This is a genomic window from Colwellia sp. 6_MG-2023, assembly GCF_030547765.1.
Lineage (GTDB): Bacteria > Pseudomonadota > Gammaproteobacteria > Enterobacterales > Alteromonadaceae > Colwellia.
Genome location: NZ_JAUOPP010000008.1, coordinates 1 through 15497, shown reverse-complemented (window position 1 = coordinate 15497; position 15497 = coordinate 1). Strand labels below are relative to the sequence as shown.

General features: G+C 38.3%; 14 protein-coding genes and 1 tRNA gene. 8 read left to right on the top strand and 7 right to left on the bottom strand.

Annotated features, from left to right (window positions below; genetic code table 11):
* Positions 1-41 precede the first annotated feature (41 nt).
* The 4 genes from Q4503_RS06895 (at position 42) to Q4503_RS06880 (ending at position 4532) form a co-directional block, all read left to right on the top strand.
* A complete protein-coding gene (locus Q4503_RS06895; protein WP_303601803.1) occupies positions 42-503 on the top strand; it encodes a MaoC family dehydratase in 462 nt (153 codons plus the stop codon).
* A gap of 37 nt (positions 504-540) precedes the next feature.
* A complete protein-coding gene (locus tag Q4503_RS06890) occupies positions 541-1461 on the top strand; it encodes an SDR family NAD(P)-dependent oxidoreductase (RefSeq protein ID WP_303601802.1) in 921 nt (306 codons plus the stop codon).
* Positions 1462-1572: 111 nt separating this feature from the next.
* On the top strand, positions 1573-2754 hold the full coding sequence (locus tag Q4503_RS06885; protein WP_303601801.1) for an acetyl-CoA C-acyltransferase: 1182 nt from the start codon (positions 1573-1575) through the stop codon (positions 2752-2754).
* A 119-nt stretch (positions 2755-2873) separates the two neighbouring features.
* Positions 2874-4532, top strand: a complete 1659-nt coding sequence (locus tag Q4503_RS06880) for an AMP-binding protein (RefSeq protein ID WP_215974625.1) — start codon at positions 2874-2876, stop codon at positions 4530-4532.
* On the opposite strand, the gene Q4503_RS06875 is transcribed toward Q4503_RS06880, so the two are convergent.
* On the bottom strand, positions 4521-4706 hold the full coding sequence (locus Q4503_RS06875) for a hypothetical protein (RefSeq protein WP_215974496.1): 186 nt from the start codon (positions 4704-4706) through the stop codon (positions 4521-4523). The two genes, Q4503_RS06880 and Q4503_RS06875, sit on opposite strands and share 12 nt — an antisense overlap.
* On the opposite strand from Q4503_RS06875, the gene Q4503_RS06870 reads away from it, so the two are divergent.
* Entirely contained in the window at positions 4705-5703 is a 999-nt protein-coding gene (locus Q4503_RS06870; protein ID WP_303601800.1) for an NADP-dependent oxidoreductase, read from the top strand. The two genes, Q4503_RS06875 and Q4503_RS06870, sit on opposite strands and share 2 nt — an antisense overlap.
* A gap of 118 nt (positions 5704-5821) precedes the next feature.
* Positions 5822-6730 (top strand): haloalkane dehalogenase, encoded by a 909-nt coding sequence (locus Q4503_RS06865; RefSeq protein ID WP_303601799.1) that lies wholly within the window; start codon positions 5822-5824, stop codon positions 6728-6730.
* 98 nt (positions 6731-6828) lie between these two features.
* On the opposite strand, the gene Q4503_RS06860 is transcribed toward Q4503_RS06865, so the two are convergent.
* The 6 genes from Q4503_RS06860 to Q4503_RS06835 form a co-directional block, all read right to left on the bottom strand.
* Entirely contained in the window at positions 6829-7521 is a 693-nt protein-coding gene (locus Q4503_RS06860; RefSeq protein WP_303601798.1) for a crotonase/enoyl-CoA hydratase family protein, read from the bottom strand.
* Between the two features lie 29 nt (positions 7522-7550).
* Entirely contained in the window at positions 7551-8159 is a 609-nt protein-coding gene (locus tag Q4503_RS06855; RefSeq protein ID WP_215974492.1) for a glutathione S-transferase family protein, read from the bottom strand.
* 126 nt (positions 8160-8285) lie between these two features.
* Positions 8286-9224, bottom strand: a complete 939-nt coding sequence (locus tag Q4503_RS06850) for a bile acid:sodium symporter family protein (protein WP_303601797.1) — start codon at positions 9222-9224, stop codon at positions 8286-8288.
* Between the two features lie 50 nt (positions 9225-9274).
* Positions 9275-10402: a DUF2855 family protein gene (locus Q4503_RS06845; protein WP_303601796.1), complete on the bottom strand. Its 1128-nt coding sequence runs from the start codon at positions 10400-10402 to the stop codon at positions 9275-9277.
* 106 nt (positions 10403-10508) lie between these two features.
* Entirely contained in the window at positions 10509-11444 is a 936-nt protein-coding gene (locus Q4503_RS06840) for an alpha/beta fold hydrolase (protein WP_303601795.1), read from the bottom strand.
* A gap of 5 nt (positions 11445-11449) precedes the next feature.
* Positions 11450-12112 (bottom strand): nitroreductase, encoded by a 663-nt coding sequence (locus Q4503_RS06835; protein WP_303601794.1) that lies wholly within the window; start codon positions 12110-12112, stop codon positions 11450-11452.
* Positions 12113-12654: 542 nt separating this feature from the next.
* Between Q4503_RS06835 and Q4503_RS06830 the strand changes: the two genes are divergently transcribed.
* Together Q4503_RS06830 and Q4503_RS06825 are read left to right on the top strand one after the other, a co-directional pair.
* The gene (locus Q4503_RS06830; RefSeq protein WP_303601793.1) at positions 12655-14451 is read left to right on the top strand and encodes an acyl-CoA dehydrogenase C-terminal domain-containing protein; all 1797 of its coding nucleotides are present in this window, start codon (positions 12655-12657) and stop codon (positions 14449-14451) included.
* 455 nt (positions 14452-14906) lie between these two features.
* A tRNA-Ser gene (locus tag Q4503_RS06825) sits at positions 14907-14997 on the top strand.
* Positions 14998-15497: the final 500 nt, after the last annotated feature.

Below are 15497 nucleotides of genomic sequence, written 5' to 3'. Positions count from 1 at the left end.
ATAAATAACATAAAAAATGTTTAGCTAAATAAGGATTTACTATGCCAACAATTATAAAAAAAGATCAAATAGCCGAATACATTGGCTTTCAATCAGCGCCAACACCTTGGCACGTAATAAGCCAAGAGCAAATTAATCAATTTGCAGATTGTACGCTCGATCATCAATTTATCCATGTTGATGAAGAAAAAGCGAAAGCAACACCTTTTGGTTCAACCATCGCTCATGGCTTTTTATCTTTATCTCTATTGTCGCATTTTGCTGAAGATTTCAGTGTCATTATCGACGGCTTCTATATGGGCTTAAATGCAGGTTTCGATAAAGTCAGATTTTTACAACCCGTTAAAGTTAATAGTCGCGTAAGAGCACATGCTAAGACCTTGGTAATTGAAGAGAAAAAGCCTGGGCAATATCGTTTATGTACAGAAGTAACTGTTGAAATAGAAGGTTGTGACACTCCAGCACTTGTTGCTGAATGGGTTTCTGTACAAATGGTTAAATAATTGTCGTTATTATAAAAAGAATTCTTAAGGAAATATTATGTCAATCAGTTTTGAAGGTAAGGTCGCCATTGTTACTGGCGCAGGTAACGGTTTAGGTCGCTCACACGCATTAGCACTTGCAGCACGGGGTGCAAAAGTTGTTGTTAATGATTTAGGTGGTGCTCGCGACGGTAGCGGTGCCTCGTCAGAAGCTTCTCAAGAAGTAGTGCGTTTAATTGAAGCGTATGGCGGCGAAGCAATTAGCCATGGTGCTAATGTTGCCAACTTCGATGAAGTGCAAGATATGGTTAATCAGACCATGAAAAAATGGGGGCGTGTTGATATTCTTATCAACAATGCAGGCATTTTACGTGATAAGTCTTTTTCAAAAATGACGTTAGATGACTTTAAACTGGTAATGGATGTTCACGTGATGGGATCGGTTAATTGTACTAAAGCCGTTTGGGAAATTATGCGTGCACAAAATTATGGTCGTATTGTGATGACGACCTCATCAAGTGGTATGTACGGTAATTTTGGGCAATCAAATTACGGCGCAGCAAAAATGGCGGTACTAGGATTTATGAATACGTTAGTGCTAGAAGGTGCAAAGAACAATATTCGTGTGAATGCCTTAGCGCCAACTGCTGGCACAAGAATGACAGAAGACTTAATGCCTCCTGAAATTGTGCAAGCCTTTGCTCCTGAAGCAGTAACAGCGGGTATGTTAACCCTGTGTGACGAAGAAGCGCCAAATCGCTTTATTTTATGTGCAGGGGCAGGTGGCTACTCAAGTGCTGGTATGTTTGAAACCGAAGGATGTTTTATTCCAGAGCATAAACAAAGCCCTGAAACTGTACTTGAGCACTGGTCTGAATTAACCGACCAAACAGGGCAAGCAGCGTTAATATCAGGTGATAAACAAGGTGAAAAGTTTGTGTTAAAAGCGATGGCGTTTATGAAGTCACAACAAAAATAGTCATACAGCACTTTGTTCATTAAACATTTAAAAGCGTAGGTAGTAATTAATAGTAACTAATTCATTGAAGTAAGACATTGAACTAAGTCATAGAAGTAATGGGGAGTCATCATGAGAGAAGCAGTAATAGTATCAGTAGCACGTACGCCAATAGGTAAAGCATATCGCGGCGCATTTAATGATTTATCAGCACCAACATTGGCAGCGGTTGCGGTAAAAGCAGCAGTAGAGCGTGCGGGCATTGATGCTAATGAAATTGAAGACTGTATTTTTGGTGCAGCATTAACGCAAGGTAATCAAGGCATGAACTTTGGTCGTCAAGTTGCTATGGCTGCCGAGTTACCAGTATCAGTTGCTGGTATGACGATTGATCGTCAATGTTCATCAGGTTTAATGTCGATAGCAACGGCAGCAAATCATATTGTTTGTGATGGTGCTCAGGTTGTTGTTGCTGGTGGGTGTGACTCTATTAGTTTAGTACAAAATGATAAAATGAATATGCACCGTGCGGTTGACCCAAGTGTAAAAGCTTATCGTCCAGCGATATATATGCCAATGCTAGATACCGCAGAAGTTGTCGCTGAACGTTACAATATTTCAAGATCAGCACAAGACGCTTATGCCCTTAAATCTCAGCAACGTACAGCAGCAGCTCAAGCTGAAAACAAATTTGACGATGAAATTGTCCCTGTAACTGCAACCAAGTTAGTGATGGATAAAGCAACAGGTGATATCAGCAAAGAAGAAGTTACGCTAACTAAAGATGAAGGTAACCGTCCGTCGACTAACCTCGAAGGTTTATCAACATTAAAAACAGTAAAAGAAAACGGCACCATTACCGGCGGAAATGCGTCTCAGCTTTCTGACGGCGCAGCTGCGGTTGTGGTGATGGAACGCGGATTAGCCGAGCAACGTGGTTTAAAACCTTTAGGTGCCTATCGAGGTATGGCTGTTGCTGGTTGTGAACCCGATGAAATGGGCATAGGCCCTATTTATGCGATACCTAAATTATTAGCACGTAATAATTTAACGATGGATGACATCGGTTTGTGGGAAATTAATGAAGCTTTTGCTGTGCAAGTTTTATATTGTGCAGAAAAATTGGGCATTCCAGAAGATCGCTTAAATGTAAATGGTGGTGCGATTTCAATAGGGCACCCTTATGGCATGAGTGGTACACGTATGGTTATGCACGCATTAATTGAAGGCAAACGACGCGGTGTAAAGTATGTTGTCATTAGTATGTGTATTGGTGGTGGTCAAGGGGCAGCAGGCTTGTTCGAAGTACTATAATCGTAGGGTTAGTAAATAAATATCAGTAATCATGTATTAGTAAATAAGTTTTCATAAATAAGAGTGCTATGAACAATAATAACAATGGCACTAAAATTAGTGATTGGGGAGAGAAAATAATGGAAAAGATTTGGCTTGAGAAGAGTTATCCGGCAAATGTTGAATTTGAGATAAACCCAGATAAATATAGCTCTTTAGCGGAGTTGTTTTTTAAATACACTAAATTATATAAGGATAATGTAGCATTCATTAATATGGATACTAGCATTACTTATCAAGAGCTTGAGCAGCAAGCTACCGACTTCGCTGCCTATTTACAATGCGATTTAGGATTAGTGAAAGGTGATAAGTTCGCCATTATGATCCCTAATATTTTGCAATACCCTATTGCACTCTTTGGTGCTCTGATTGCTGGGTTAACGGTCGTAAACGTGAATCCACTGTATACACCGCGTGAATTACAACATCAATTAAAGGATTCTGGTGCCAAATCTATCCTAATCCTTGAAAATTTTGCCAATGTATTGGAAAGCGTTATTGATAACACTGATGTTGAGAAAGTCATAATTACTGGTGTTGGTGACCGATTAAGTAAAGTGAAAGGGGCAATTGTTAATTTCGTCTTAAAATACGTTAAAAAACAAGTACCAGCATATAACTTACCAAATGCAGTTAGGTTTAATCAAGCCATGGCAAAAGGTGCGAAGCTTAACTTTACCTCAGTGCCTGTTAATGGTGAAGATTTAGCTTTTCTACAATATACCGGTGGTACAACAGGACCTTCAAAAGGCGCAATGTTAACTCACCGTAATTTAATTGCAAATATTGAACAATCTAATGCATCGACTAAAAATGTTTACGAAATAGGTAAAGAAATAATGGTCACGGCTTTACCTTTGTATCATATCTTTGCATTAACCTCTAATTGCTTGTCTTTTATGCCTTTTGGGGGCGCAAATCTATTAATTACCAACCCAAGAGATTTAGATGGCTTTGTTAAAGAATTAGCTAAATATCCTTTCACTGCTATTACAGGGGTTAACACGTTATTTAATGGTTTATTGCATACGCCAGGCTTTGAGCAACTTGACTTTAGTCATTTAAAACTAGGTTTTGCTGGTGGTATGGCGGTACAGCGTCCAGTGGCCGAATTCTGGGAAAAAGTAACAGGAACACGTTTATTAGAAGGGTACGGCCTAACGGAATGTGCCCCATTAGTGACGATGAGCCCTTATAATCAAGAAAGCTACAATGGCTCTATTGGTGTACCAGCACCGTCAACCGATATACGTTTAATTGGTGATGACGGTAAAGAAGTTGCGTTAGGTGAGCCCGGTGAAATGTGGGTGAAAGGACCACAAGTAATGAAAGGTTATTATAACCGTCAAGATGCAACTGATGAAGTATTGCAAGACGGTTGGCTAGCAACGGGTGATATTGCCACCGTTGATGAAAACGGTTTTTTCAATATTGTTGACCGCAAAAAAGACATGATCATTGTTTCTGGGTTTAATGTTTTCCCAAATGAAATTGAAGAAGTGCTTGTTATGCATGAAGGGATCCTAGAAGCAGCTGCCATTGGTGTTAAAAACGAGGTTACCGGTGAAGCCGTAAAAGTATTTATTGTTAAGAAGGATCCTAACTTATCAGAAAAAGATATTTTCGATTTGTGTCATGAAATGCTGACTAACTATAAACGTCCTAAATTTATTGAATTTATGGATGACTTACCGAAAACAAATGTCGGAAAAGTCTTAAGAAAAGAATTACGAGAATAAGTCACAAGTAATAGCACTTTCATTAAGTTTATTAACATGACTATTTGCCAATATAGGCTTAATAGAAAGTAACAACAGCGTTATCTGATGTGTTGATTCATTAGATAACGCTGTATCACATTGCTGTACCTCAACGCCGCACATCAGGGCAGCACCAAAAAAGAGAAACATCATGACTACTTATACCGCAATTAATTTAATCGCTCGTCCAACTGGCGGACCAATAGGCCCAGAATTATTTGACGTTGTGCAACTTGATATGCCAACGGTTGGTGACGGACAATTTTTAGTAAAACAAAATCATATGTCGTTAGACCCAGCAATGTTTGGTTGGATGAGCCCTGATACCGAAAGCTATATTCCGCCCGTGGCATTAGGTGATGTTATGCGCAGCTCTGGTATTGGTGAAATAGTAGAAAGTAATCACCCTGATTTTCACGTAGGCGATCGTGTTATGGGTATGATGGGTTGGAAAGAATACCATTTAAGTGACGGCACAGGATTAAATAAAGTGTCTGCGCCACTCCCAGACGAAGCTATATTATCTGTTTTTGCTTTACCTGGTTTAACAGCTACCCAAGGCTTATATAGTATTGGTAAGCCAAAAAAAGGTGAAACCCTAGTCGTGTCTGGTGCCGCAGGCTCAGTTGGCTCTATTGTTGGGCAGCTAGCTAAAGCGGACGGTTTAACGGTTATAGGTGTCGTTGGTAGTGATGAGAAAGCCGATTGGATTATTAACGAATTAGGTTTTGATGGCGCGGTTAACTACAAATCAGCAAACTTGGCTGAAGAGTTAGCCAAACTAACGCCACGTGGTGTTGATGTTTACTTTGAGAATACTGGTGGGCCAATACAACATCACGTATTTGATCGCATGAACGCCCATGGCCGAATTGCTGTTTGTGGCTTGATTGCGGATTATCCAAAGCAAACACCAGATTTAGGTCCAAACTGGATACCTATCATTAAAAAGCGTTTAACGGTTCAAGGTTTTACCATGCCAGATCATTTCGGTGAGATTCCAGCGTTATTAGAAAAACTTACACCGTATGTCATGGCGGGAAAAATCAAACATCGTGCGCATGTTCTTGATGGTTTACCGTCAGCAATGACAGGGTTGAACTTATTTTTTACTGGCAAAAACAAAGGTAAGTTGATTGTTAAAATTTAAGTAAACTCATTTTGACTTATTTTAACTGACTTTAACTTAACTTAGCCTAATTGAACTTAGCTTAACTGAACTTAGTTTAATCACATAACACCAATAATTATAAAAAATAAGGACACATATGGACTTTTTAAGAACTGACGATAGTTGCTTTTCAACGTTAGAAGGTTATAAATTTTCACCCAATTATTTATCAGTTGATGATACTGAAGGTGGGCAGCTTAGAGTTCATTATGTTGATGAAGGCCCTAAAGATGCTCAGCCAATATTGTTATTACACGGTGAGCCATCATGGAGCTATTTATACCGTAAAATGATACCACCACTGGTTAGGGCAGGTTATCGCGTTATTGCACCTGACTTGGTTGGTTTCGGTCGCTCTGATAAACCAACAAAACGCACTGATTATACCTATCAACGTCATGTTGACTGGATGCACAGCGTGCTTAATCAGTTGGAATTAACAAGCATTACGTTATTTTGTCAAGATTGGGGTGGGTTAATCGGTTTACGTTTAGTCGCAGAGCAAAGTGATCGCTTCGCCCGAGTTGTTGCAGCAAATACTATGCTACCCACAGGAGAACATTCTCCGGGCGAAGCTTTCATGAAGTGGCAAAAAAACTCGCAAGAAATGCCAGTATTTCCTGCTGCCAGTGTTATTAATGGCGGTACAAATTCAGATTTAACGCCGGAAATCCTGGCTGGCTACAATGCTCCTTACCCGGAAGAAAGTTATAAAGAAGGTGCTCGTCAGTTTCCATTATTGGTGCCAACGAGCCTTGATGATCCCGCATCAAAAAGTAATATTGCTGCTTGGCAGGTGTTAACTCAGTGGAATAAGCCATTTTTAACGGCATTTAGTGATAACGATCCTATCACGTGCGGTGCAGATATAATATTACAAAAACTTATTCCTGGTACTAAAGGGCAGGCACATACAACCATTGAAAATGGCGGACATTTCTTACAAGAAGATCAAGGTGAGACAATAGCGCAAGTGATTATTGATTTTATCAAAGCCAATAACTAAGCTTTTAATACCAACCTCACGAACGATGAGATAATTTCTACTTGTTAAAATAAAAAAGAGGACTTAAACAGTCCTCTTTTTTTGTACAGTTGCTTGTGCTACAGCTTTAATACAATGGTTGAATCAAGTACGATAGCTGCATCTAAAGCCGCTAACATATCTTTTCTTTCTTTTAATTTAGTACCATGATGTGCTTTCATATTTAACGTTAGCATTTGTTTAGCGATACGCTTCGCCGTTACCATTAACTGCTCTGGCTCTACTACCGTATCTAAAAAACCTGCGGGAACGGCTGCTTCTGGAGAAAACAATTCTGCGTTAATGACCGAACGTGTTAAATAATTAATTGGAATGCGATTACGTGCGATTTCTATACCCGCTTGATGCATCGTCATACCAATGGCAACTTCATTTAAGCCTATTTTAAATTCGCCTGAACTGCCAACACGGTGATCGCAACTCAATAACAAAAAGGCACCTTTCGCGATGGCATGACCAGTACATACACCGATAATAGGGAATGGAAATGACAACATCCGACGTGATAATGTTGAACCTGCAGTGACTAATGCTACCGCTGACTCTGAACTTTCTTTCATGGTTTTTAAATCAAAACCGCCTGAGAATATCCCCGGCTGGCCAGTTAAAATAACGACAGCACCTGCCGATTCTGCTTGATCTAAAGCATCATTTATTTCCAAAATCACTTGAGGAGAAATAGCGTTAACCTTGCCATTTTTTAAGGTAATTGTTGCAATTTGTTCAGTAATATCTAAATCGATTAATTCCACGGTATTTCCTCGTGCTAAATAATTATAATCTAACCAAAACTTGCTGCTTTTTGATAGGCAGGTCTTTGCTTCATATTTACAAGATAAGCTTTGATATGTGTTCTGTTTTCTAACAAGCCAAGGTTATCAGCGATGTCTAACATAATTGTCATCATAATATCTGCTGCGCTAAAAGCACCGTCAGCAAAATAAGTGCGTTGGCTTAACGTATCGTCAATATATGAAAAGTCTAGCTGTAGTTCTTTCGCAATATAACCATCAAGCGGTTTGTTACCCTCACGGGTTTCCATCGACATTAATAAGCTACTGATTATTGGTAAACTTAATGACCCTTCAGCAAAATGAAGCCATTCTAGATATTGATAGTATTGAGCGCTATCAATCTTAGGTCTTAAAGTATCATTGCTTGCTTGGTTAAGAATATAGCCCATTATTGCGCCGGATTCACATAAGGTAACATCGTTATCAACAATAATAGGAGCCTTAGCTAATGGGTGAATTTTCTTCAAACTTTCAGGCGCTAAACCTGTTTGCGAGTCTCGTTCGTGATTAACTATGTTATAGGGCATATTCAGTTCTTCTAGTAACCAAATAACGCGAGTTGAACGTGACTTATTTAAATGGTGAATCGTTATCATAATAAGGTAATGCCTTAAATTTTTGTACAGCTTCAACACTAGAGTTGAAGCTGTACATGAAGTAATAGAATAACAGTATAACTTAAAAAACGGTTGATAAATTACTGTTACAATAAGAACGTAAAATTAGGCAAGTTCATCCATAATCTTACGTTGTTTTTTTATTTTTCGTTGTTGTTTTAGTGCTAACTCTAGGTTAACTTTCGAGCGAAAAAATCGCACTAGCATTCCTGCAGTAAACAGCATAATTAAAGTGTATATTGCTGGCGTAAATGACATTTGATAATTCGCTAATAAAGTGAGTGCCATAAACATTGATAAAGTACTGTTTTGCAGGCCAACTTCAATTGTAATAGAAGTGGTTTGTGCCGCATTCAAACCAAACCAACGACTCGAATAATAGCCTAATGCCATGGTAGAAATATTAAGAATAAGTGACACAGGGCCAGTTGCAATAATGGCAGACACAATAATGTCTTGCTGAATATAGGTTAAAAACATGACTAATAAAGTTAAGAACAACACGCCAAATCTTGATACATGTATTTGTGAGCTATCGGCAAATTTAGGGGCAAACGCTTTAATCAACATACCAATAATAATAGGTACTATCGTTAACTTCATTAAACTTATCATGGTTGCCATCATAGGTAATTGAAATTCATTGCCTTGCCTCATAAAATGCTGCAAAGAGAGGTTTAACACAACAGGAATAGTAAAAACGGTGATCAAACTTGCTACCGCTGTCATGGTAACTGACAGGGCAACATCGCCTTTCGCCAAATGGGTAAACATGTTTGAGGTGGTTCCGCCCGGACATAGCACGAGTAACATTACACCAACGGCATATTCAGGCTCTAATGGCATAATATTAGCTAATCCAAAACCAATTAAAGGTAAAAGTATTAGCTGATTGAGTAAACCTACGGACACTGCTTTTGGGTATTTTAATACGCGCTTAAAGTCGTCAGGAACAAGCGATAATCCCATCCCCATCATAATAAGAAATATGCAAATAGGAACGACTTTCGTATTGACCATTGTTATTAACTCTGTGCCTTCCATATTTATATCTCCAATTATTAAATAGTTTATGTATGGTGGGGTTAGTTAACTCATAAAGAGATTATTTGCCCCGTATTAGCATCTGACGTTCCTGATAACACGCGTTGATAAATAGTGTTGATTTTTTCACTGTCTGTTGTGTGCTCTATCGTGATGGTGCTTTGGCAAAATTGAATATAATTGAGTAATGACAAGCCGATTTTTTGCATTACTGTATTAGTACCCCAGTCATCTATCCGCTTTTTAAGTTGTGTAGGGGCAAAAAAGAAGGTTGGCGTAACGCCAGGTAAGGTTGATATTTTACTTAGTTCATCTGGTAATAAATCATCATGATGGGTTACGCCTATACGGCATGAATAACGTAATTGATCGCCAAAATGATAATGAATTTTTGACAAAATACTTTGGCTACCAGCCATATCAACCACAACTGATAATTGTCTAGCGTCTAAGGTGGCAATTTCGTCATAGCTAATGACTTCATCATAGCAACCTAAAGAGGCGACAAAATCACGATGAGTTGCAGAAGTAATACCAATACTCGGGACTGTTCCTCGTTGTTTAATCGCAAAGGCAAGGGCTATGCTGGTTTTACTTGATGCACTGGTAATTAAGTATTGCGAAGCACCAAAATACTGATTGTCATCGATAAAATCATCAACCAGCCAAGAGGTGGTAAATAAACCACGAACAAGTATGTCGAAATCTTCATTTTCTACTGAATAAAAAGGGTTAGCACTTACAAGTTCAAATACTGAATATAAAGGAGCAAGTCCTTTTCTATACGAGCTAACATCTGAAAAACCATTTTTATTAACGTTACCTGCTAGAATTTTTACGTGGCTTGCCATTGGCATGAAGCCCCAAACGCGTTGGCCTACGCTAATGTGCTCATTATTCGAGGCAACAACGTTAGCAAATCCCATCACTGGTAATCGACCCCATTGTTTTTCGCTTGCTGGTTCAGCTGGAAAAAATCGCCAATATCCTAGGCTATCACCCGCTACTCCATAACTGATGTTATTGGCGGTAAGAGCAAATTTATCGACTTTAAGCACAACTTCATTTTCGCCCAGTGGCATTGTGATTGTTGATGTTGTTAAGCGTGTTGTTTGTAAATTGGCTTTTTCAACTTCAAATGTTTGAACGTTAATATCCTGCATTTTAGTACCTTGCATTTTAATTTCCTTAACTTTGGCTTGTCCTATTTACCTATTTACCTATTTACTATGCTTGTCACCTTGGTAAGTTTTAGCTAGCAACAAGGGGATGTTTACGGCAATATTACTCGTTAATGAAGTGGGCAATTGCGCTGTTAATCTCGGTTGATTTTTCATGCGTAAGCCAGTGCGTAGCATCACAAAAACGTTCAATACGACAATCGGGTACGTATTCTTCAATACCACTAAGGTTCTCATTGACAAAAGCTTGATCATTTTCCCCCCAGAGAATAAGTGTTGGCAGATTGATTCTTATTTTTGGAATTCTCATTTTGCTTAGATCAGAGACTTGTGCGGGATTATCCTTACTTTCTTTTTCATGGTGCGAATTAGCATTAGCAGCAAGTTGTGGCATCGCACGATAATATTGCAGCATACCGTTAATGGCATCAGGTTGTTGCCATGCTTGCTGGTAATTGTTAATTTCTTCGTCGGTAAAAATAGCTGGAGTTGACGCTACTAATATCTTTTCACGTAAGAATTTATAATTATTATCAGCTAATAAATGTTCAGCTCCCGCGCTGATCAATTGATGAATGTAGGCACTTTTTTCTCGTTGAATTGGATTATTGATCATTTCACGGGTAAAAGTACTTGGATGCGCAGCATTTAAAATAATCAGTTTTTCAATATATTGGGGGTAGAAAGCGGCTAATGGCCAAGCTATTGCGCCGCCCCAATCATGAGCGACTAAGTAGACTTTTTTACTTGGACTGACAGCACGGATAAACTTGGCAAAAAATTCAATTAAATTAGGTATTTCGTAAAACGAAACATCTTCAGGTTTACCACTCAAGTTATAGCCCGGTAAATCAGGCGCAATAACATGATGATCAGTACAAAAGTAATCGAGTTGAGCTTGCCACGTTTGCCAATATTCAGGAAAACCATGTAAAAATAGTAAAGTAGAGCCTACTAAAGCTTTATTTTTAGTAGGACCCGCTGACACGTAATGAATGTTAACGTTGTCAATAAGCGCGTAATTACTTTGAAGTTCCATGGTAATTAATTAAAAAAAGAAACAGCGTTATTAAGCGATTCACGTTCGGTACGTGTGTTATTTACCGCAGCACTTTCGTCAGCGTAACCAAATGACATGCCAAATAAAATACCGCGTTGCTCAGGTAACTGTAGTGCTTTTTTAACCGGATCTGGAAATTGTCCTAAGGCACCTTGCATACAACATGATATTCCGTGTTCTTCAAGTAGTAAGGCTAATGTTTGGGCATAAATACCAAGGTCGACTGCGCCCATAATGTCTAAATATTTATCCATAGTAAAAAAAGCCGCATGGGGAGCATCAAAAAATTGCCAGTTGCGTAACATCGACATTTGTCGTCCTGTTTTATCTTCACGACTAACACCTATTGAACTGTATAGCGCATTAGCAGAGCCAAACTGACGTTCGCGATGAATGCCTTCATATTTAGCTACCCAATTAAAATCAGGGTTAGGTGCAACACCTTTCATCACTGCAGCAACTAAATCAGCTTTTAATTGCTCTTTTGTATTGCCAGAAACAACGCAGGTCTGCCAAGGCTGTACATTGCAATTTGAAGGTGCTTGTTGGGCTTGGCTAAAGATTGATTCTAATAAATCTTGTGGTACAGGTTTGTCTAAATAAGCGCGAACAGAATAGCGTTTTTTTAAAAGAGCATTTAATGACATAAGAAAACCTTAATAATGTGTAAATTAATAACTGTTACTTTTATATGTTAAAAATAGCATTAACAGTAACTTAAAGATAAATGTATGTAATTTAGTATCACTCATGCTAAAGCCGATATTTTTATAATGCCAATGAATAATTATCATTGTGATGTATTCATAAAACATATAGTTATCAAAATAAGCGGGATGAAAAAATAAATATCCCTTGTAGTAACGGAATAACAAGGAAGTTACCGAGAATTAGTCAAAATAATAGCGATGCTTAATTTTCTTGAGTATACGAATAATTAATAGTTTCTTATAAGTAATATTCATTTGTTTTATATATGTAGGGTGAATTAGCATGGTTAGTAGAGTAAATGTAACCGTGAACGTTCAGTAATCACCTTGCTACTTAAGTACATTAACTCAGTTTGCCTGCATCGCTAGCTTAAGTAGGTAGGCTAAATAGCGAGTTAACTAATGACTGAGCATTTGAATTGGTATTGAAAATAACACTTATAAAATTTTTTGATTAAAAAATAATACGGAGAGAAAAAATGCCTGAGTACAAAGCCCCAATTAGAGATATTAAATTTGTAATGAACGAGTTGTTAGATTGCGACACACACTATCAACAACTCGGTTACACTGATGCCACAGAAGATATGGTGGATGCTATTCTTACTGAAGCGGCCAAATTTACTGAACAGGTTATTGCTCCGATAAACCAAATTGGTGATCAACAAGGCTGTACGTGGAAAGAGGGGGTAGTAACAACACCTGATGGCTTTAAAGATGCTTATAAACAATATGTTGACGGCGGTTGGCCGACATTATCACAAAGTGTAGAGTTTGGTGGGCAAGGGTTGCCACATTCACTTAATAGTGCCATTAGCGAAATGATGTCTTCTGCTAATCATAGTTTTGCGATGTATCCCGGTTTAAGTCATGGTGCACTTGCAACCATTGAAGCGCACGGTACTGAGACACAAAAACAACAGTTTATGCCTAAGCTTGTTGAAGGCAGCTGGACTGGCACAATGTGTTTAACCGAGCCTCATTGTGGCACTGACTTAGGCATGTTGCGCACAAAAGCAGAATTAAATGACGACGGCAGTTATTCATTAACGGGTACAAAAATATTTATTTCAGCAGGTGAACATGACTTGTCTGACAATATTGTACATATTGTTATTGCACGTATTCCAGGCTCGCCTGAAGGCAGTAAAGGTATCTCTCTTTTTATCGTACCAAAATTTAATGTAAATGATGATGGCACTATTGCCGATAGAAATGGCGTTAATTGTGGCTCAATCGAACACAAAATGGGGATCAATGCTAATGCTACCTGTGTTATTAATTTTGATGGCGCAAAAGGTTATCTTATTGGTGAAGTAAACCGTGGCTTAAACTGTATGTTTACCTTTATGAATGCGGCACGTTTAGGTGTTTCACTTGAAGGTACGGCAGCAACAGAAGCATCTTTTCAAGGTGCATTAGCCTATGCCAAAGACCGTTTGCAAATGCGATCTATTAGTGGCGTTAAAAATCCGAACGGGCCTGCTGATCCCATTATTGTTCACCCTGATGTTCGTCGTATGCTGTTAACCCAGAAGTCTATTGCTGAAGGTGGTAGAGCGCTTGTTGGTTATTTATCACAATTAGTTGATATAACGCATGCAGGAAAGGATAAAGCTAAAATAGCTGAAGCAGATACAACGCTTGCTTTATTAACACCTATAGCAAAAGCGCTATTAAGTGAATTGGGGTTTGAATGTACAAGTCACGGTGTACAAATTTTTGGTGGCCATGGCTTTATAAAAGAGTGGGGCATGGAACAACTAATGCGCGATACTAAAATTAGTTGTTTATATGAAGGTACTACCGGTATTCAAGCCTTAGACTTACTTGCACGTAAAGTATTAGGCAGTAAAGGTGCGATTCTAGAACCATTTATGGTTGATATTGGCGCATTTTGTCAGGCAAATGCTGGTAATCCTGCAATGGCGCAACATATACAAGCATTAGGTGCTTACTGTAAACAATGGCAAGAAATCACAACTGACGTAGGTAAAAAAGCAATGAGCAATGCTGATGAAATTGGTGGCGCATCGGTAGATTACTTAATGTTTGCTGGTTATGTAACCTTAGCTTATTTCTGGGCGAAAATGGCAGCAGTAGCTCACAGTAAATTAGAAAGTGCTGGTGAAGATAAAGCTTTTTATGAAACAAAACTTCAAACTGCAGACTTTTACTTTAAACGTATATTGCCACGCGCTCAAGGACACGCAGCTTGTATTGCAGGTGGTGTTGATTCAATGATGGCAATATCAAGTGAAAACTTCGCTTTTTAATTTTTATTAACGCTACTTTAGCGTCAGTAATATTTTAATGGTTAAATTTCATAAGCACAGCCATATAAAACAGCAATACAAAATAGTAACGAATGTTTGGGTGTAGCGTTGGTTACTATTTTTGTTTTTTATAAACAATGTAATTTAGTTTAATTAGCCTGAACTCAGGCTAATTATTGCCAATAAAAAGGCAATAGTGAAAAATAACAACCTAATAATAAAGCCAGAATATTAATGAAACTAATAAAAGGGGGCATAAGCGAAAATATAAACATAAATAAAAATGCCTGAAATATGAACAAAGTACATAATAATCATTAATTTCTGATGATTAATTCAGCACTTAATCAAAATAAAGTAAAAAAATGCAAAATAAGCGAAATTAGCACTTTACAAGAGCGTAACGAAACTTTAATATTCGCCTCGTTCTGAAGCAGTAATGCTTTTTAACTTCAGGTGAGATGGCTGAGTGGTCGAAAGCACCGGTCTTGAAAACCGGCAAGGGTTTGTAGCCCTTCTAGAGTTCAAATCTCTATCTCACCGCCACTTTTAGAGAAACCCGTTAATCGAAAGATTAACGGTTTTTTTGCTTTCTAGGTCTTGTTAAATCGGTATTGGGGTTTGTAGCGCTGCACCTTCGAGTAGAGTTCAAATTTTTATCTCACCGCCACATTCTAAGAGACCGCAACTTTAACGAGTTGCGGTTTTTTTTCGTCTGGAGTTTGTTAAATACAACTCCGTGGTTTGTAGCGTTACATCTTTGAGTAGAGTTCAAATCTCTATTTTCACCGCCACATTCTAAGAAACCGCTATATTAATTTATAGCGTTTTTTTCGTCTGGAGATTGTTAAATATAAACCCGAGGTTTGTAGCGCTGTATCTTCGAGTAGAGTACAAATTTTTTCTGTTTGTTATCTATAATGTTTAACTCGAATTACATCTTGAAGCGACTGTAAAAAAGAGATTTGATAATTAACCTCAGATCGGGTTAAGCCCTAACCATAGCATTCTTCTCTACGTCATTAATATTAAGGGTTGGCTTATTT

Excerpts from the sequence above, each read along its gene's own strand:
- Q4503_RS06890 (WP_303601802.1), top strand. The coding sequence starts at position 541 with ATGTCAATCAGTTTTGAAGGTAAGGTCGCCATTGTTACTGGCGCAGGT.
- Q4503_RS06865 (WP_303601799.1), top strand. The coding sequence starts at position 5,822 with ATGGACTTTTTAAGAACTGACGATAGTTGCTTTTCAACGTTAGAAGGT.
- Q4503_RS06885 (WP_303601801.1), top strand. The coding sequence starts at position 1,573 with ATGAGAGAAGCAGTAATAGTATCAGTAGCACGTACGCCAATAGGTAAA.
- Q4503_RS06880 (WP_215974625.1), top strand. The coding sequence starts at position 2,874 with ATGGAAAAGATTTGGCTTGAGAAGAGTTATCCGGCAAATGTTGAATTT.
- Q4503_RS06830 (WP_303601793.1), top strand. The coding sequence starts at position 12,655 with ATGCCTGAGTACAAAGCCCCAATTAGAGATATTAAATTTGTAATGAAC.
- Q4503_RS06850 (WP_303601797.1), bottom strand. The coding sequence starts at position 9,224 with ATGGAAGGCACAGAGTTAATAACAATGGTCAATACGAAAGTCGTTCCT.
- Q4503_RS06845 (WP_303601796.1), bottom strand. The coding sequence starts at position 10,402 with ATGCAAGGTACTAAAATGCAGGATATTAACGTTCAAACATTTGAAGTT.
- Q4503_RS06835 (WP_303601794.1), bottom strand. The coding sequence starts at position 12,112 with ATGTCATTAAATGCTCTTTTAAAAAAACGCTATTCTGTTCGCGCTTAT.
- Q4503_RS06895 (WP_303601803.1), top strand. The coding sequence starts at position 42 with ATGCCAACAATTATAAAAAAAGATCAAATAGCCGAATACATTGGCTTT.
- Q4503_RS06840 (WP_303601795.1), bottom strand. The coding sequence starts at position 11,444 with ATGGAACTTCAAAGTAATTACGCGCTTATTGACAACGTTAACATTCAT.
- Q4503_RS06855 (WP_215974492.1), bottom strand. The coding sequence starts at position 8,159 with ATGATAACGATTCACCATTTAAATAAGTCACGTTCAACTCGCGTTATT.
- Q4503_RS06875 (WP_215974496.1), bottom strand. The coding sequence starts at position 4,706 with ATGATGTTTCTCTTTTTTGGTGCTGCCCTGATGTGCGGCGTTGAGGTA.
- Q4503_RS06870 (WP_303601800.1), top strand. The coding sequence starts at position 4,705 with ATGACTACTTATACCGCAATTAATTTAATCGCTCGTCCAACTGGCGGA.